This window comes from Oceanisphaera sp. IT1-181, from assembly GCF_033807535.1.
In the GTDB taxonomy this organism is placed as follows: domain Bacteria; phylum Pseudomonadota; class Gammaproteobacteria; order Enterobacterales; family Aeromonadaceae; genus Oceanimonas.
The window spans coordinates 3,281,710-3,299,969 of record NZ_CP136856.1; the positions used below are offsets into that span (position 1 = coordinate 3,281,710).

At 49.7% G+C, this 18,260-nt stretch carries 19 protein-coding genes; 3 read left to right on the top strand and 16 right to left on the bottom strand.

Annotation, left to right across the window (positions count from 1 at the left end; all coding sequences use genetic code 11):
- Nucleotides 1–3 precede the first annotated feature (3 nt).
- The 6 genes from R0134_RS14585 to R0134_RS14610 form a co-directional block, all read right to left on the bottom strand.
- A complete protein-coding gene (locus R0134_RS14585; protein ID WP_319782681.1) occupies nucleotides 4–528 on the bottom strand; it encodes a cytochrome c oxidase assembly protein in 525 nt (174 codons plus the stop codon).
- Nucleotides 512–2,134, bottom strand: coding sequence for a cytochrome c oxidase subunit I (gene ctaD / locus R0134_RS14590; RefSeq protein WP_319782682.1), 1,623 nt, complete (start codon nucleotides 2,132–2,134; stop codon nucleotides 512–514). The genes R0134_RS14585 and ctaD overlap by 17 nt, the downstream gene beginning before the upstream one ends.
- Nucleotides 2,135–2,143: 9 nt before the next feature.
- Entirely contained in the window at nucleotides 2,144–3,265 is a 1,122-nt protein-coding gene (gene coxB, locus R0134_RS14595; protein ID WP_319782683.1) for a cytochrome c oxidase subunit II, read from the bottom strand.
- 307 nt (nucleotides 3,266–3,572) lie between these two features.
- The gene (gene lexA, locus R0134_RS14600; protein WP_319782684.1) at nucleotides 3,573–4,184 is read right to left on the bottom strand and encodes a transcriptional repressor LexA; all 612 of its coding nucleotides are present in this window, start codon (nucleotides 4,182–4,184) and stop codon (nucleotides 3,573–3,575) included.
- A 151-nt stretch (nucleotides 4,185–4,335) separates the two neighbouring features.
- Entirely contained in the window at nucleotides 4,336–5,163 is an 828-nt protein-coding gene (gene ubiA / locus R0134_RS14605; protein ID WP_319784382.1) for a 4-hydroxybenzoate octaprenyltransferase, read from the bottom strand.
- A gap of 89 nt (nucleotides 5,164–5,252) precedes the next feature.
- A complete protein-coding gene (locus R0134_RS14610; protein WP_319782685.1) occupies nucleotides 5,253–5,819 on the bottom strand; it encodes a chorismate--pyruvate lyase family protein in 567 nt (188 codons plus the stop codon).
- A gap of 132 nt (nucleotides 5,820–5,951) precedes the next feature.
- Between R0134_RS14610 and R0134_RS14615 the strand changes: the two genes are divergently transcribed.
- The gene (locus tag R0134_RS14615; protein ID WP_319782686.1) at nucleotides 5,952–6,344 is read left to right on the top strand and encodes a flagellar basal body-associated FliL family protein; all 393 of its coding nucleotides are present in this window, start codon (nucleotides 5,952–5,954) and stop codon (nucleotides 6,342–6,344) included.
- 10 nt (nucleotides 6,345–6,354) lie between these two features.
- On the opposite strand, the gene glpG is transcribed toward R0134_RS14615, so the two are convergent.
- The 10 genes from glpG to R0134_RS14665 form a co-directional block, all read right to left on the bottom strand.
- Nucleotides 6,355–7,188, bottom strand: coding sequence for a rhomboid family intramembrane serine protease GlpG (gene glpG / locus R0134_RS14620; RefSeq protein WP_319782687.1), 834 nt, complete (start codon nucleotides 7,186–7,188; stop codon nucleotides 6,355–6,357).
- Nucleotides 7,188–7,505 (bottom strand): thiosulfate sulfurtransferase GlpE, encoded by a 318-nt coding sequence (glpE, locus tag R0134_RS14625; protein WP_087035645.1) that lies wholly within the window; start codon nucleotides 7,503–7,505, stop codon nucleotides 7,188–7,190. Before glpE ends, glpG begins: the two co-directional genes overlap by 1 nt.
- A gap of 103 nt (nucleotides 7,506–7,608) precedes the next feature.
- Nucleotides 7,609–8,313: an ABC transporter ATP-binding protein gene (locus tag R0134_RS14630; RefSeq protein ID WP_319782688.1), complete on the bottom strand. Its 705-nt coding sequence runs from the start codon at nucleotides 8,311–8,313 to the stop codon at nucleotides 7,609–7,611.
- A 36-nt stretch (nucleotides 8,314–8,349) separates the two neighbouring features.
- A complete protein-coding gene (gene livG, locus R0134_RS14635) occupies nucleotides 8,350–9,114 on the bottom strand; it encodes a high-affinity branched-chain amino acid ABC transporter ATP-binding protein LivG (protein WP_319782689.1) in 765 nt (254 codons plus the stop codon).
- Nucleotides 9,111–10,352, bottom strand: a complete 1,242-nt coding sequence (locus R0134_RS14640) for a high-affinity branched-chain amino acid ABC transporter permease LivM (RefSeq protein ID WP_319782690.1) — start codon at nucleotides 10,350–10,352, stop codon at nucleotides 9,111–9,113. Before R0134_RS14640 ends, livG begins: the two co-directional genes overlap by 4 nt.
- Complete coding sequence (gene livH, locus R0134_RS14645; RefSeq protein ID WP_319782691.1) at nucleotides 10,349–11,272, bottom strand: high-affinity branched-chain amino acid ABC transporter permease LivH; 924 nt, start codon at nucleotides 11,270–11,272, stop codon at nucleotides 10,349–10,351. The genes R0134_RS14640 and livH overlap by 4 nt, the downstream gene beginning before the upstream one ends.
- Nucleotides 11,273–11,417: 145 nt before the next feature.
- Nucleotides 11,418–12,533, bottom strand: coding sequence for a branched-chain amino acid ABC transporter substrate-binding protein (locus R0134_RS14650; protein ID WP_319782692.1), 1,116 nt, complete (start codon nucleotides 12,531–12,533; stop codon nucleotides 11,418–11,420).
- A 375-nt stretch (nucleotides 12,534–12,908) separates the two neighbouring features.
- The gene (gene tdh, locus R0134_RS14655; RefSeq protein ID WP_087035657.1) at nucleotides 12,909–13,934 is read right to left on the bottom strand and encodes an L-threonine 3-dehydrogenase; all 1,026 of its coding nucleotides are present in this window, start codon (nucleotides 13,932–13,934) and stop codon (nucleotides 12,909–12,911) included.
- Complete coding sequence (locus tag R0134_RS14660) at nucleotides 13,931–15,160, bottom strand: glycine C-acetyltransferase (protein ID WP_319782693.1); 1,230 nt, start codon at nucleotides 15,158–15,160, stop codon at nucleotides 13,931–13,933. The genes tdh and R0134_RS14660 overlap by 4 nt, the downstream gene beginning before the upstream one ends.
- Nucleotides 15,161–15,256: 96 nt before the next feature.
- The gene (locus R0134_RS14665; protein ID WP_319782694.1) at nucleotides 15,257–15,931 is read right to left on the bottom strand and encodes a TetR/AcrR family transcriptional regulator; all 675 of its coding nucleotides are present in this window, start codon (nucleotides 15,929–15,931) and stop codon (nucleotides 15,257–15,259) included.
- Between the two features lie 139 nt (nucleotides 15,932–16,070).
- On the opposite strand from R0134_RS14665, the gene rfaD reads away from it, so the two are divergent.
- Complete coding sequence (rfaD, locus tag R0134_RS14670; RefSeq protein ID WP_319782695.1) at nucleotides 16,071–17,024, top strand: ADP-glyceromanno-heptose 6-epimerase; 954 nt, start codon at nucleotides 16,071–16,073, stop codon at nucleotides 17,022–17,024.
- On the top strand, nucleotides 17,024–18,163 hold the full coding sequence (locus tag R0134_RS14675) for a glycosyltransferase family 4 protein (RefSeq protein ID WP_319782696.1): 1,140 nt from the start codon (nucleotides 17,024–17,026) through the stop codon (nucleotides 18,161–18,163). The genes rfaD and R0134_RS14675 overlap by 1 nt, the downstream gene beginning before the upstream one ends.
- The last annotated feature ends 97 nt before the right edge of the window (nucleotides 18,164–18,260 follow it).

Genomic DNA, 18,260 nt, shown 5'->3' on the forward strand with positions numbered 1-18,260 from the left:
GGCTTAGCTACTGCTGGCCCGATCACTAATGTCATACAAGGTGTAAGACAGCGTAAATATTTCTATATCTGACGGCAGCATCCGATCCACATAAAAGCGCATCGGCATGATGGCTTCACTCTTTGCCGCCAAAGGTTGTTCTTGAAAACAAAAACATTCGGTTTTGCGTAAATAACTGGCGGCACGCCCCGGTGCAACCGATGGAATGGCCCGCAGCACTTTGTCTTTGCTACTGGGATTGGTCACCGTAAAATCAACCTGGTGCATTTCTCCGGGCCGCACCTGTAGGTGTTGTACCGACGCCGTAAACTCCCCTTGCACCCCAGTACTTTGATAGGTAATAAATTCCACCGTGACTTGGCGTTGGGTATCAACCTCATGCGACTCCGCCACCGCTTGAGTGGCGGTTTTACCGTTGAGGCCTGTGATATCACAAAACACGTCATATAAAGGCACTAACAAAAAGCCAAAACCAAACATAACGACGGCTAATAGCGCCAGCTGGAGTGCTTTACGATCGCGCATCATAATCTGTGACCTCCGGTGGCGTGCTAAAGGTGTGATAGGGCGCGGGCGATGCCACTGTCCACTCTAGGCCTTGGGCGCCTTCCCACGCTCGAGCTGGGGCCGGCTCACCGCCGCGAATACATTTAATAATCAGCACTACAAACAGCAATTGCGATAAGCCAAAGGCAAAGCCGCCAATACTCACTAGCGCGTTAATATCGGCAAACTGCAGCGCATAATCGGGGATCCGGCGCGGCATACCGGCGAGACCCAAAAAGTGCATCGGAAAAAACAGCACGTTGACAGAAATAATAGAGCACCAAAAATGCCACTTGCCTAAGCGTTCATTAAACATATGCCCGGTCCATTTGGGCAGCCAATAATAGACGGCTGCAAACACCGACAACACAGCCCCCGTGACCAGCACATAATGGAAGTGCGCGACCACAAAATAGGTATCGTGATACTGAAAATCCGCAGGGGTAATGGCCAACATCAAGCCGCTAAATCCGCCAATCGTAAACAGCACGATAAAGGCGATAGAGAACAACATAGGCACTTCAAAGCTGAGTGAGCCACGCCACATAGTGGCCACCCAGTTAAATATCTTTACGCCGGTCGGCACCGAGATCAGCATGGTGCAATACATAAAGAATAATTCTGCGGCCACCGGCATGCCCACGGTAAACATATGATGTGCCCACACTAAAAAACTTAAACAGGCAATGGAGAGAGTGGCATACACCATGGATCTATAACCAAATAAGGGTTTGCGGCTAAAGGCAGGAACAGTGGCGGAGATAATGCCAAAGCTGGGCAAAATCATGATGTAAACTTCGGGGTGACCAAAGAACCAAAAAATATGCTGAAACAAGATGGGATCGCCGCCGCCCGCCGCGTCAAAAAAGCTGGTGCCAAAATACTTGTCGGTTAATACCATGGTCGCCGCCCCAGCCAACACCGGCATCACGGCGATCAGCAAAAACGCCGTAATCAACCAGGTCCAGCAAAACATCGGCAGCTTCATCCACGTCATGCCTGGCGCGCGCATGTTGCAGATAGTCACTATGACGTTAATGGCGCCCATAATGGAGCTGATACCCATGATATGAATGGCAAACACAAACAAGGCCGTGCTATCTGGTGAGTAGGTCGTGGACAAAGGCGCGTAGAAAGTCCAACCAAAGTTAGGCCCGCCGCCGGGCATAAATAAAGTTGATAGCATCAGCAGAAAGGCAAACGGCAGTATCCAAAAGCTCCAGTTATTCATGCGCGGCAAGGCCATGTCCGGCGCGCCTATCATCAGCGGGATCATCCAGTTAGCCAGCCCCACAAACGAGGGCATCACGGCGCCAAAGATCATGATCAGGCCGTGCATGGTGGTCATCTGATTAAAAAAATTGGGCTCCACTAATTGCAAGCCGGGTTGAAACAATTCGGCGCGGATCAGCATCGCCATGCCGCCGCCAATAAAAAACATACTGAGGCTAAACAACAGGTACAGCGTACCTATGTCTTTATGATTGGTAGTAAACAGCCAACGCTTAATGCCTTTGGCTGGCCCATGGGATTCGGCAGGCAAAGTTACCGGATCATGTAAGATACTGACTTTATTTAGCGGTGCCATCCTAGCCCCCTATTGTCCTGCTCTGGCCTGCTCAATATCGCTGGGTTGCACCAAATCTTTGGTGTTATTACCCCAAGCGTTACGCTCATAGGTGATCACGGCCGCCAATTCTTTCGTCGACAGCTGCTTATCAAAACTTTGCATGGCGGTGCCCGTTTTACCGAACAGCACAATATGTAGGTGTGCCGCCTTGTCCTTTAAAATCAGCTCATTACCTTTAAGAGCGGGAAATGCTCCGGCAATGCCTTCGCCACTGGCTTGATGACAAGCAGCACAGGTGCGCTGATATACCTGCTCACCAAGCGTCATTAACTCAGCTTCTGTTAACTGTGCGGCCAGCTGCGCTTGCTCGGCAGCTTGGGCTTGGGCTTGCTTGGCTTGGGCGTTGGCCAGCCAAGTATCAAATTCGGCACCGGTTTTAGCTTCCACCACTATCGGCATAAAGCCATGGTCTTTGCCGCATAATTCCGCGCATTGACCACGGTAGATACCCGGCTCGTTAATGCGCGTCCAGGCTTCGTTAATAAAGCCGGGCACCGCATCTTTTTTGATGGCAAACGCCGGCACCCACCAAGAATGGATGACATCATCAGAGGTAATTAAAAAGCGGATTTTACGATCAGTGGGCAACACTAACGGCCAATCTACTTCCAGCAGATAGTTCTCGCCTTTAGCTACTTGGCCTTGAATTTGTTCGGGTAAAGTACCGATCCGACTATAAAAGCCGACATCTTTCTCAAAGTAGCTGTAATGCCACTTCCACTGAGAAGCCGTAACTTGCACCGTCAGATCTGATTGGCTGGCATCTTCCATGGCGATTAGGGTGTGAGTAGCCGGAATAGCCATGCTTACCAAGATAACGAAGGGGATCAGAGTCCAGATGATTTCTACTTTAGTACTTTCGTGAAACTGTGCGGCTTGTGCCCCTTTGGCTTTGCGATGATGAATGATGGCCCAAAACATAATGCCAAACACAATCACCCCAATCACCACACAGATCAGTAATATGGTCATGTGCAGGCCATACACTTTTTGGCTGATATCAGTCACGCCGGGGGTCATATTTAAACGAGTTTGTGCTCGTAGCGGCAGGGTTATAAGTAAAGAAAACAGCAGCAGAATCGACTTCACTACGCACCCCCAAGTTTCATCCTGAATATTGGCGTTCTGACGTTCTGTGATTATGCGAGTCGGCCTCGTACTCTTATGCAGTACTTGCAATGCCGACGTTAGGAGTAAGTAAAGCATAGCTGAGCGATATGTGCGGAATTTTTGTGCGAAGATAAAATAAGAACAGCATGCCGATGTTGGCTAAGCGCTCAAAGTAAGCCCCTGAACAGAGGCAGATATGGCTTGAGCGGGCGATAGGCTCAGCAATAGAGCAAAAAAAGCGTGAGCTAGCTTAAGCTAGTCTCACGCTAAAATATAAGGTGATTTTTTAAAAGTCTGAATTGCGGATCACGCCCACAGCTAAGCCTTCGATGATCAGCTCTTGGCTGCGCAAGTCAATTTCGATGGGGCTCAGCTCTTCGTTTTCCGGCAATAAGCTGACCTTATTACCCTTACGTTGAAAGCGCTTCACCGTCACCTCATCGTCTAAGCGCGCCACCACGACTTGGCCATTGCGCACTTCTTGCGTCTTATGTACCGCCAGTAGATCCCCATCCATGATGCCGATATTCTTCATGCTCATGCCTTGAACACGGAGCAAAAAGTCGGCGGCCGGATGAAACAGCGCGGGATCCAGCTGGTAATGACTTTCTATGTGCTGTTGCGCCAAAATTGGCTCGCCTGCGGCCACGCGGCCAATCAGTGGCAAGCCCGTTTCTTCTGGCTCATCTTCAATCAGACGAATCCCCCGAGACGTACCCGGCATCATGGTAATCACACCTTTTCTGGCCAACGCTTTAAGGTGTTCTTCGGCGGCATTCGCGGATTTAAACCCCAAGATACCGGCAATTTCGGCACGGGTCGGTGGCATACCGGTTTGCTGAATATGATCTTTAATAATGTCCAGTACCTGAGACTGGCGAAGCGTGAGCGCTTTCATAAGGCACCTGTTTTTATATACAGTTAACTGTCAGTATATCCAGTATGCGCAACAGAGCAAGCATAAAATCCTGCGCCCATGGCCTCAGCCTCAATCAGGCCATCATTCTCTGTTATCTGCGGCTAATCACCGCCTAAAGCAGGGTCAGTACTTAGAGCAACGTCAGTACTAGGCCGACAAACACCAGCATGCCCACATAGTTGTTATTCAAGAAAGCTCGAAAACAAGCCGCACGCTCTCGGTCGCGGATCAGTCGCTGTTGAAACACAAATAAGCCTGCCGCGCCTAATAAGCTCCAGTAAAAGAAGGCGCCTAAGGCAAACGATTGGCCGGCCGCCACCAAGAGCATCAGCGTCAGTAACTGCAATACGCCGACGATCAGCTTATCGCGGCGACCAAATAAGATGGCGGTGGATTTAACGCCAATTTGCAAGTCGTCATCCCTGTCCACCATGGCATACATGGTGTCGTAGGCGATGGTCCACGTTAGGTTGGCGGCAAATAACAGCCATAACCCTAGCGGCAAGCTGTTACTTTCTGCGGCAAATGCCATGGGAATGGCCCACGAAAAAGCAATGCCCAAAAACAGTTGCGGCAAGTGTGTGTAGCGTTTCATAAAAGGATACAGCGCCGCCCAGCCAAGGCCCGCCACCGACAGCAAAATGGTCAGTTTATTGGTGGTGAGCACCAGTAAGAAAGAAATCCCCACCAACAAGGAAAAAAAGCCGAGTGCTTGGCGCTCCGTAAGCTCACCCGTGACCAAGGGCCGCCCATTGGTACGCTTCACATGGCCATCAATATGGCGATCCGCATAATCATTGATCACGCACCCCGCCGAGCGCATCGAAAACACGCCCACGATAAACACTAACAGTAGCCACCAAGACGGGCGCCCGTCACCGGCAATCCATAAGGCCCATAAGGTCGGCCAAAGCAGTAACAGCGTACCTATGGGTTTATCGAGCCGAGCCAGTGCCATGTAGGCACGCCATTTAGGTCGAGGCGGGGTAGGCACATTGGGGTTAGGCCCAGCGGGTTTAGGTGAAGTGGAGATGCTGGTCATGAAATTTACTCTCTGTAAGAACGCGCGGCGGGCAAAAACAATTCGCTCACTAACACGCTCGCCTGGGGAATGGCCAGTACCGAGCGACGCGCCCACAGTGCTCGGCTGGTAGGTATATTAAGCGGAGAAGGATGAACTTGCTGTGCTAGCTGCTGCGACTCAAGTGCCGTCAACTGCGCAAACTCAAACTGACTGCGTATTAATTGGGGATGGTCGAACAATAATTCGCCCAAGGCTTTTGGCCCTAAGCCGCCGAGCGCAGGCACGGCTTGCAGCGCAGAATTAGAATACAGCGAGCTGGCATAAATCCAGGGTTGCTCATCGCATAACAGCAAGACTTCGCGACAATAGCCGTGAGTTTCACCTAACCAGTTTGCTTGGCTTGGCGTAAACGGCACGTCCGCACGGGTATTCAGTAATAACACCCGAAATTGTTTACAATGCAAGCGTAAACGAGCGGTTAATGAACCCGTATCCTGTAACCAATGGTTAAGGCTGGAACTAGAACTGGGAGCCGGTTGAGCAGGGTCGGCAAACTGCCAGCGCCAATGGGCATCGACGGTAGCGTTCACGGGTATTGCCTAATACTGAGGGGATAAGATAAAGATCTTAATGACAGTTTTAATTCTGAAAAACACGTATTCACTTGACCGGCTCACACTTTGTTTAAACAATAGCCATATTATTCAGTTAGAAGGCTTACGATGTTTCGCATAATCGCACTGTGTATTCTGTTCACCACGACCCAGCTTCACGCTGAAGAAGCCATCACCGAAGGTCCGCTATATTACACCATAGAGCCTGACATTATTACTAACTACCATAACTCAGGCCAAACCTTGGGTTATGTTCGGGTTACTGTGGATTTAATGCTAGAAAGTGCCGATAAAATGCCACTCGTTGAGCAGCATATTCCACTACTGCGTGATGCCATCAATAGTCTGTTAGCCGAACAAGACCAACAAGAAATTCGCTCGCTCACCCTACGTGACCAACTGGCGGCTCAGGGCTTACAGCGCCTCAACGATCTCTTACTCAAAGAAACCGGTGAAACGCCCATCCGTCGACTGTTATTTACCAAGTTTTTATATCAGTAAGCGACCGACACTAAATTTGTGCTCGCTTGCGATCCAGCACGGCTTGTAATAAACCAATCAGGCCACCGCCCAAGTGGGCTAAATTGGCCACATTGCCCAATACGCCGACAAAACCCAGCACCAACCACACCACCATCAGCACTGCCATACCATCAGGCAAGCTCATGCCGCCCGCGGGGTTTAAACGCCCCGACAGCCACACATAAGCCAATAAGGCATACACCACACCGGACAAACCGCCAAAGTATGGCCCGCTCACCCAAAACTGCATCAGGTTGGGCAGTATGCCTGCCACAAGCAAGATTAATAGCAAACGACCCGAGCCCCGCACACGCTCCACCATGCCGGACAAATACCACCACCAGAATAAGTTAAACACCAAGTGCTCTAAGCTAAAATGTAACAGCGCGGGCGTAAAAGCGCGCCACAGCTCTAAGCCCATTAGCTGACTTAATTGCGGCGGAAAGGATAGCCAAGCCAGTACCGGTAGCCCGAGCGCTTTGCCCACATAAATCAGCACACAGGCGACAAATACGCTTAAGTTGAGGGGACCGGTGCGACTCAGCAGCTGGCCGAAGAGGCCACTTTTGCGGTCATTAGGAGCAAACTGCACTTGCGTATCACCATGCAGCCAAGCGGCTTCTTGATAGCGCGGATGCCAAGGCTCAGCCATAAAGCGCAGTACTTCGGGCTCAGCCTTTGGCCAAAGCGCCTCATCCACCAGCCAAATACTGGCCTTGTGCTCATCGTCGAGGGTCAACTCGCAGTGCAAGCCAAGTGCTGCCAGATAATCGACAAAGGATTGCGCCCGTCTGGGATCATCCAGCACCAACAGCAATTTCATTAGGCTGCAACCACAGGCTGAGTGCGGCGCCAAGCTTCAAAGCCACCATCTAAGCTGTAGACTTCTTCAAAGCCTTGCTCGATTAAATACTGTGCCGCCCCTTGGCTGCTCACGCCGTGATAACACATCACTATGATGGGCGTCTCGTAATCCACCTCATTGGTAAAAGCCACTAAGGTGTCGTTGGTCAGATGATAAGACTGCTCCACATGAGCGAGCGCAAAAGACTGGGGATCGCGGGTATCCACTAAACGAGCTTGGCCTTGCGCCAATAGATTTTGGGCTTCATCAACAGAAATATGGGCAAACTGCTCCATGGTGAACTCCTCACATAAATTTCAGCCAGTTTACCCAATCTCAACTTCCTTGGCATTAGCTGCTTTAACATGCGAGGCGGCGTAAGGTGACAGCGGTATTTTTCTAGCCGCCTAAATACGCTTGTCGCACTTGCTCATTGTTTAGTAACGCAGCGCCGGTATCCGCCAAGATAATACGGCCATTTTCTAACACATAGCCGCGGTCGGCCAGCTGCAGCGCTTGATTGGCATTTTGCTCGACTAAAAAAATGGTCATGCCTTTTTCAGCTCTCAGCCGCGCTATGGTGGCGAAAATTTGGGTGATGATAATCGGTGCTAAGCCTAGCGAGGGCTCATCCAACAGCAATAAGCGCGGCTTGCTCATTAAGGCTCGGCCAATAGCTAGCATTTGCTGCTCACCGCCCGACATAGTGCCGGCACGTTGCTGCATTCGCTCTTTAAGGCGCGGAAACATCAAATACACTTCGGCTAATAAGCCTGCATGTTCACGCTTATCGACGAAAAACGCCCCCATATAGAGATTTTCCTCCACCGTGAGCCGCGCAAAAATCCGCCGCCCTTCCGGCACTATGGCGATGTCTTTGCGCATAATAGAGGCGGTATCGAGCCCAGTGAGATCCTGGCCTTCAAATATCACCCGCCCTTGGCTCGGTTTAGGATCACCACAAATAGTCATCATTAAGGTGGTTTTACCGGCACCATTGGCACCAATTAAGGTGACAATTTCGCCCTGTTCGATATGCAAGGTCACATCATTCAACGCCTGAATCTTGCCGTAGCCCGCATTTATATTATCCACATGCAGCATGTTCAGGTTTCTCCTGTATTCTGCTTTCACCCATGTCTAGCTCTCACCTAAGTAGGCTTTAATCACCTCGGGATTAGTACGCACTTGCTCTGGCGTACCTTCGGCCAAAGGCCGACCCTGATTCACCACATAGATATAATCAGAAATGCCCATCACCAACTTCATATCGTGCTCAATCAACAAGATGCTTACGCCTTCGTTATCGCGCAAGTCACGGATCAAACCATTGAGTTCATGAGTTTCATTCGGGTTGAGACCGGCGGCGGGCTCATCCAACATCAGCAATTGCGGCCGTGCCGCCATGCAGCGCACGATTTCAAGCCGTCGCTGCTGGCCGTAAGACAAGTTGTCTGCGGTTCGATTGGCAAATTCCGTGAGTCGTACTTTCTCTAACCAGTAATGGGCTAACGCTAGCCCTTCGCGTTCAGAACGCCGAAAGTCGGGTGTTTTAAACAATCCGGCTAAAAAACCAGTATTAAGATGATGATGCTGGGCCACTAACAGATTTTCTAGCACCGTCATTTCTTTAAATAAACGCACATGTTGAAAGGTGCGCACCATGCCAAGGCGAGCAATTTTAAAGCCCGGCATACCGGCGATGGCGTAGTCCTTAAACTGCACTTGGCCGCTACTGGGCCGATAAAAACCCGATAAGCAGTTAAAGATGGTGGTTTTTCCGGCGCCATTGGGTCCAATAATGGAGACAATTTGCCGTTCTTGTAGGCTGAGCGCTACTTGATCGACGGCCACCAAACCGCCGAAGCGCATGCTGAGATCGGAGACGGTTAATAAAGCGGTCATGGCTTTAGCTCCATATGTGGTCTGTGCATCGGCAACAAACCTTGTGGTCGCCAGATCATCATCAGCACCATCAACAAGCCAAATAACAACATCCGATACTCGTTAAATTCGCGCGTCAGCTCCGGCAATATGGTCATGACGCTGGCCGCTAACACCACACCTATTTGTGAGCCCATGCCGCCCAATACCACTATGGCTAAAATAATGGCCGACTCAATAAATACGAACGACTCTGGACTAATAAAGCCTTGGCGAGCCGCGAAAAAACTGCCTGCAAAGCCAGCAAAAGCCGCACCTATGGTAAAGGCACTGAGTTTGATTAAGGTGGGATTTAAGCCCAGCGAACGACAAGCAATCTCATCTTCGCGCAGCGCTTCCCACGCGCGACCGATGGGCATACGCAATAGGCGATTGATCACGAAAATGGTGAACACCACCAAGATCAACGCCAATAAATACAGAAAAATCACCTTATGATTGGAGTTATAGGCAATATTAAAAAATTCATGAAAGGTATTATCACCGCGGCGTTCAAATTGCAGACCAAATAAGGTGGGCTTAGGGATGCCGGCAATACCGTTAGGGCCACCAGTTATCTCTGTCATATTGTTCAGTAAGATACGAATAATCTCCCCAAAACCCAGCGTCACTATCGCTAGATAATCACCGCGCAAGCGCAACACCGGAAAGCCGAGTAAGAAGCCAAATAAGGCCGCCATGGCGCCAGAGATTAATAAGCAGGTCCAAAAATCTAGCCCAAAATAGGCATTGAGCAGCGCATAGCTATAAGCACCCACCGCATAAAAGGCCACATAACCTAAATCCAGTAAGCCAGCTAACCCCACCACTACGTTCAGCCCTAAGCCCAACATCACATAAATCAGCGTTAAAGTGGCCAGATCTACCGCACCACGTGAGCCCATAAAAGGCCAGATCAGTAAGGTAGCGAGCACCAATACCGTCATCATGCGATACAAACCCGGCCGCTCTTCTGGGGCAGGCAATGAAAAGCTGCCTTTACGGTCTAGGACAAGACGTAGCCCTTGGCGTACCCGGGCGTGCAGCAGCTGAGCCACAAATACCAAGCCCGACCCCAGCGCCAGCCATTGCCAGGTGCTATCTAGGCGATTGGTGACCACCAATTGCGTGCCTTCTGTTTCGAGTCGGAACCCCATTAACCAACCGGCTAACACTAAAAATAATAGGCTGGCCATCGCCGCCGCTTTTAAGGTCCTCATACTTTTTCTACCTCCGGCTTACCTAAGATGCCGGTTGGCATAAACAACAGCACCGCAATCAGCAAGCCAAATGAGACTACGTCTTTGTATTCGGTGCTGAAATATGCGCCTGTCATGGCTTCGGTGACCCCTAATAATACGCCGCCAATCACAGCGCCTGGAATACTCCCAATGCCACCCAGCACAGCAGCAGTAAAGGCTTTTAGCCCCGCCATAAAACCAATATAAGGATTAATTACCCCGTAATATGAGCCGAGCAACACCCCTGCCACCGCCGCCAATGCCGCCCCGATCACGAAGGTTAAGGAGATCACCGTATTGCTGTTGATACCGAGCAAGTTCGCCATCTTAAGATCTTCAGCGCAGGCTCGACAGGCGCGGCCCATGCGCGAGCGAGAGATAAACAAAGACAAGAGCGCCATGGTCACTAAGGTGACGGCGAAGATAATTAACTGCATATAAGACAAAGACGCCTGAAAGTCGCCCTCGCCAAAGTTCCAGCCACCCGAGATCAAACGCGGCATAGCCACATCTCGCGAGCCTTGAAAAAGCCGCATCATGTTTTGTAAAAATATCGACATACCGATGGCAGAAATCAGTGCAATCAGTCGTTTACTGCCGCGCAGTGGCCGATAAGCCACGCGTTCGATGGAGTAGCCATACACGCTGGTAAGAATAATGCTCGCCAAGAAGGCTGCAGTTAATAGCAGCAAGGTGCTATCGATACCCAGCATAAGCAAGCCGGTCATCACCATAAAAGAAGCGTAAGCCCCTATCATATACACCTCGCCGTGGGCGAAGTTGATCATGCCGATAATGCCATACACCATGGTATAGCCAATGGCGATCAGGGCATAAGTGCTGCCTATGGTGAGGCCATTAAGTAATTGCTGAGTGAAATACAGAAAGGGCTCAGACATACAACGTTTCCTTGTCGTAAGAGCAGGTCGTAAGCGCAGGCGAGAGCAGGCTTAAATAAGGTAGCAGCGCGGGCTTACAAGAGCCTAACCGCTGACTCACTGAGCTCGCCCTTAATGCGAGCTCAGTTGGATTATATATTCGTTATTACATCTGCGTTGAGGTACCGTCTTTATGCCACTCAAACACGCCAAATTCAAAGCCCACCAAGTCACCTTTATCATCCCAAGACAAAGGACCCATTACCGTATTGACCGGTTCGCTACGCAACGCTTTGATCACGGCTTCAGGATCTGAACCCGCCCGTTTAATGCCCTCGGCAATCACTTCCACTGCCGCATAAGTAGTCCAGACAAATGGCCCACTGGCATCCAACCCTTTCGCCTGAATCGCTTGTACCACGTCAATGTTGGCCGGATCGAGATCGTATTTTTTCGGTAAGGTCACCAGTAAGCCTTCAGAGGCATCACCGGCAATCGAAGTAATATCTTTATGACCTACGCCTTCTGGCCCCATAAAGCGCGGCTTAAAGCCTCGTTCTGCGGATTGACGTAAAATCAGCCCTAGTTCTGGGTGGTAGCCGCCGTAATAGATAAAGTCCACTTTATCTCTTTGCAGTTTCGCCACCAAAGTGGAGAAGTCTTTATCGCCAGACGTCACCCCTTCGTATGCCACCACCTCAACCCCGGCCGCTTTTAGCTCATCGCGTACGCTGGAAGCTAAGCCTTCACCGTATTGTTTTTTATCGTGAACAATGGCGATGCGCTCAGGCTTTGCTTTCTCTAGGATATATTTAGCCGCCGTTGGCCCCTGATCACTGTCCAAGCCTATGGTACGCATCACCAACGGCTGGCCGCGCTCGGTGATCACCGCATTGGTGGAGGCGGGTGTGATCATAAAAATGCCTTCATCGTCGTACACATCAGAGGCCGGCAAGGTACTGTCTGAGCACAAGTGACCCACTACAAATTGAATACCGTCGTTCACGATACGGTTAGCCACCGCCACCGCCTGCTTAGGGTCGCAAGCATCATCGTATTCCTCGGCCTCTAAGGTGTACTCACCCAAGGTACCGGACTTATTTATCAGCTCGACCGCCATGCGCCCACCGGTAAACTCCATATCACCGTATTGTGCTACTGCCCCCGTAATGGGCCCAGCAATGGCTATCTTCACGGTTTCGGCTGACGCTGAAAACACAACACCACAACCTAACGCCATCGATATCGCCGTAGTCAGTGCCTTTTTATTCCATGTGCTCATCTCGCTTCCCTCTATCCATTGAGTGATTGCGCCGGAATGAGTCCGGACTGTTCTTTTTCTAACCTTAGCGTGATTGTTTAACAAGCGAAATATGCTAAGCCCTGCTTAAGCTAAGACCCAAATGTAAAAATTGTGAAGCAAGCCGCGGTTTACGCGCTTAACTAACACCCGCTTGGTCGTACTGTTTGGCCGATAGCAGCAACGATAAAAAAAGCCAAGGCGCGGTGTAAGCGAGCCTTGGCTTTAAGTAATAGCTTTAACAAGTATTTCTAACAAATAGTTTTAACAAATAGTTTTAACAAATAGCGCGGACAAACGTCTTTTAAAATAAGAGGCTGACTCTACAATCTAGCCTCCTTTAATGACGCGAGTGTCTTAAGTCCAGTCGAGGATCACCTTGCCGGATTGGCCGGAGCGCATGGCATCAAACCCTTGTTGAAAATCATCCACCTTAAAGTGATGAGTGACCATAGGGGTTAAGTCCAAGCCCGATTGAATAAGGCTGGCCATCTTATACCAAGTCTCAAACATTTCTCGGCCATAAATACCTTTTAGCACTAAGCCTTTGAAGATAACTTTAGTCCAATCGATGGCCATCTCACTAGGCGGAATGCCCAACATGGCAATTTTTCCGCCGTGGTTCATCTTATCCAGCATGTCGCAAAACGCCGCCGGCACGCCGGACATCTCTAGCCCCACATCAAAGCCTTCGGTCATGCCTAACTCTCGCATTACCGTATCAAGCCCCTCTTCAGCCACGTTCACCGCACGGGTCACCCCCATCTGGCGGGCTAAATCCAGTCGGTACTCGTTCACGTCAGTGATCACCACGTGTCGCGCGCCCACATGCCGTGCCACGGCGGCGGCCATAATACCGATAGGCCCGGCACCGGTGATTAACACATCTTCGCCCACTAAATCGAAAGAAAGTGCTGTGTGTACCGCATTACCGAAGGGATCAAAAATAGCGGCTAAATCGTCGGTCACTTCATCGGGTAATTTAAAAGCGTTAAAAGCCGGGATCACCAGATATTCAGCGAAGGCGCCTTGACGATTAACGCCCACGCCTATGGTATTGCGGCACAAATGGGTGCGACCGGCACGGCAATTTCGACAATGGCCGCAGGTAATATGTCCCTCGCCTGAAACTCTGTCGCCCACCGCAAAGCCACGAACTTCTTGGCCCATGGCTACCACTTCACCCACGTATTCATGGCCCACCACCATGGGCACGGGTATGGTGTTTTGCGACCACGTATCCCAGTTATAAATATGGATATCGGTGCCGCAAATGGCGGTTTTACGGATTTTAATCAGTAAGTCGTTATGACCTACCTCGGGCTCAGGCACGTCTGTCATCCAGATGCCCGGTTCCGCTTTTAATTTGGCTAAAGCTTTCATGCGTTCTCCTTACCTCTTTGCTCGATGACCTTTAGTTCACGACCCACGGTGATGAAAGCAGCAATCGCTTTATCCAGCTGTTTACGACTGTGTGCCGCCGACATTTGGGTGCGAATGCGCGCCTGACCGTTGGGCACTACTGGGAAGGAAAAACCAATCACGTAAATACCGCGCGCCAATAAACGATCCGACATCTCTGCCGCCAAGGCTGCATCGCCCAGCATCACCGGAATAATGGCGTGGTCGTTACCGGCCAAGGTAAAACCGGCGGCCGTCATGTGCTGGCGAAAATAGGCGCTGTTCTCACGCACTTTTTCGCGCAGCGCATCACCGTCTTTTAGCAGTTCAAGCACCTTGATAGAGGCGGCAACGATAGCGGGCGCTACCGAGTTGGAGAATAAATAAGGGCGTGAGCGCTGACGCAGCCAGTCGATAAGCTCTTTCTTACCCGAGGTATAGCCGCCCGATGCGCCGCCTAGTGCCTTGCCCAAGGTGCCGGTGATCAAATCCACCCGCCCCATTACTTGGCAATATTCGTGAGTGCCACGCCCCTGCTCGCCAACAAAACCCACTGCATGGGAGTCATCCACCATCACCATGGCGCCATACTGGTCGGCCAAGTCACAGATGGCAGATAAGTTAGCAATCACGCCGTCCATCGAGAATACGCCATCAGTGGCTATCAAGATAAAACGTGCGCCATCGGCTTTGGCTTGTGTTAGCTGCGCCTCTAATTCGCCCATGTCGTTATTGGCATAACGATAACGCTTAGCCTTGCACAAGCGCACACCATCAATAATAGAGGCATGATTTAGAGCATCAGAAATAATGGCGTCTTCGGGGCCGAGTATGGTTTCAAATAAACCCGTATTGGCGTCAAAGCAGGAGGTATAAAGAATGGTGTCTTCCATGCCGAGAAAGGCAGAGATATCGGCTTCTAGCCGCTTATGTAAGTCTTGAGTGCCGCAGATAAAGCGCACCGACGCCATACCAAAACCATGACTGTCGAGCCCCTGTTTGGCGGCTTTTATCAGTTCAGGATGATTGGCGAGGCCAAGATAGTTATTGGCACAAAAGTTAAGCACTTCTTGGCCCGCTGATTCTTGCCCAGCGACCGTAATGGCCGCACTTTGCGCTGAGCTAATAATGCGTTCTTGCTTAAACAGACCGTCGGCTTGGGTTTGTGCAAGCTGGTTAGATAAATGAGCATAAAATGGCGCTGACATACGGAATTCCTACTATCAATCTGACTACTTAAGGATTGTTCAGCTCACTTTACGCCTGTGCCGCGGATTTAACACAGGATATTCTACTGATTGGCGCTACTTGTGAAAGGGATCACTGGGTTTGGCCGCCAGTGCCTGATAATGTGCCATCAAACTACTCAGCTCCAGCCCAAGCTCTGGGTGAAAATAAGGTTTTAACAGCAACAATATCCGCGATACACCCTCATATAACACCGCTTGGCTAATATGCGGCGTCAGTGATTGCGCCGACTGATAGCTAACCCAGAACGACACCAGCATTTTTAGCACATCCGTTAACGGCGCTATCTCTGCATCGGCAATGATCAGTACTTGCTGTTGATTCAGCTCACGCAACAAGGCCTGCAAATTCAACGTCAGCTCTTGCTGCACCGCCAGATATTGCTGATGCAGTTCGGGATCACGCTGCAAAATATCGTTGAGATTGGCGTAAAAGAAGCGAAATTCCCACATCACATAGAAAGTAGCATCCAAATAATGAAACCACATCGCCGGGCTCGCAGAGCTACTGCTTACAGGTCCACTAAGAGGGGTAAAATTCTGGCGCAAATGCTCGCTGTATTGCAAAAATATACGCGCGATAATGTGGTTTTTATTACGAAAATGGTAATACAGATTGCCAGGGCTGATGCCCAAATGCGCCGCTATATGATTGGTAGTGACATTGGCTTCGCCTTGCTCGTTAAACAACTGCAAGGCGGCGGCCACAATTCGTTCTTTGGTTTTTATCATGGGAACCAAAAGCTCAAGGTAGTTTGCTAAATAATAACACAGGCAGCCGAGTTAGTTTTCTCAGCCCTAAGCGTGATAAACTTACGCCAATTTTATTGTTAGTGACGCCGGACTCTCCGGCCAACCAGAGGCAAATCTGATGATCATAGTGACTGGCGGCGCCGGCTTTATCGGCAGTAACCTAGTAAAAACCCTGAACGACCAAGGGCGCACCGACGTTGTGGTCATCGACGACCTCACAGATGGCACCAAGTTTGTGAATCTTGTGGATCTGACCATTGCCGACTACCTCGACAAAGACGAGTTTATCCAGCGCATCTTCTCCGGCGACGACTTTGAAGAATGGGGCGGCATTGAAGCTATCTTTCATGAAGGCGCCTGCTCAGCCACTACCGAGTGGGACGGCAAATTCATGATGGAAAATAACTATCAATATTCCAAAGACTTGCTGCATTACTGCATCGAGCGTGAAATTCCGTTTATTTATGCCTCATCTGCAGCCACCTACGGCGGGCGTAACGACAACTTTATTGAAGAGCCGCAATATGAGCAGCCGCTCAACGTCTATGGCTACTCTAAGCAATTGTTCGACCAATATGTACGCCGTTTAATGCCAGAGATCAGCTCACAAGTAGTGGGTTTAAAGTATTTCAACGTCTACGGCCCGCGTGAGCAGCATAAAGGCGGCATGTCGAGCGTGGCCTTCCACCTCAACACTCAACTGCACAAAGGCGAAAACCCTAAGTTATTCGCCGGTTGTGACGGCTTCCCTGATGGCGGCCAAATGCGCGACTTCATCTATGTAGAAGACGTATGCAAAGTAAATCTGTGGTTCTGGGAAAACCCAGAAGTGAGCGGCATCTTTAACTGCGGCACCGGCCAAGCCGAGCCGTTCCAAAATGTCGCCGAAGCCGTGATCAAGCACCATAACAAGGGAGAAATTGAATATATCCCCTTCCCCGAGCAGTTAAAAGGCCGCTACCAGAGCTTTACCCAAGCGGACCTCACCAAACTGCGCGCCGCCGGTTATCCGCACAAATTTAAAACCGTCGCCGAGGGCACCAGCGAATACATGGCTTGGTTGAATAAGTAATGACCAGCACCAATAATTCTAACCACCGCGTTGCTCATATCTGCCTTTCTAAAGGCTGGGGTGGCTTAGAAATGTATCCAGCGCGCGTCAGCAAATATTTACCAGAGCAGAGCTGGGAAGCGGTGGCTATTTGCTTCAAAGGCGGCAAAGTGGCGCAGTCTTTCCTTGACATAGGAAGTGACGTTTTCGAAGTTAGTAGTCAAGCGAATGCTTTGTTCAAGATTCGCACGTTAGTTAACTGGCTTAAAGAGCGCAATGTTTCTGTATTACATTGTCATAAATCAAGCGACTTGCGCCTGGCTGCCATACTAAAAAAGATGATCGGCTGTCGAGTCATTTTTACTGAGCATATGGGCGTAACTCGTCCGAAAAAAGATTTTCTGCATCGTTGGATATACAGCCATGTCGATCAAGTTCTGTCTATCAGCGATGTCACCTTAGCCCGTAATATTAAAGCGCTTCCCGTAGATCCAAGTAAAATAAAACGGCTTTGGTTAGGTACTGAATTTAAAAAACCAGACAGAACAGTAAACGATATTAAACAAGAGTTAGGCCTAACAGATCAGCAGCTCATTATTGGGCTGCCTGGAAGACTCTGCCCAGGTAAAGGACATTGCGTACTGCTCGATGCTTTTAAACTATTGCAAGACGATAGCGCATTTAAAGACGCAAAGTTACTAATCGTTGGTGGGCTAAGCGCACAAGATGGCGCAGATGAAGATTTTGTTAGAGGGTTAGAAAATAAGATAGATGATGCCAAACTAACTGATAAAGTTGTTTTCTCTGGTTTTAGATCGGATATGGCCAATCTACTAGCGATCATGGATGTGGTATGCATACCTTCACAAAATGAGGCTTTTGGTCTAACAGCTATTGAAGCCATGGCTGCAGGAAGGAAAATTGTCGCTGCAGATTCGGGAGCGTTGCCAGAAATTATTGAAAATACCGGATTGTTAGCTTCCCCTGACTCCGCTGAAAGCTTTGCATTAGCCATAAATAAAATTCAACAGCATACTAATATAAATATTTCTAGACTAACTCAAGAGAGAGCTGAAAAATTATTTTCCATACAAAATCACGTGCGAAAATTATCGGAAATTTACATTGAAAAACTTCCACCTAGCTATAAAAACACTTAATCAATTAGATACTTATGCTCAACCATGTTATTACTCTTTAAATTAACACACTAAGCCAAAATGAAGTAAAGGGTAATACTTCATTATAAAATAGAGT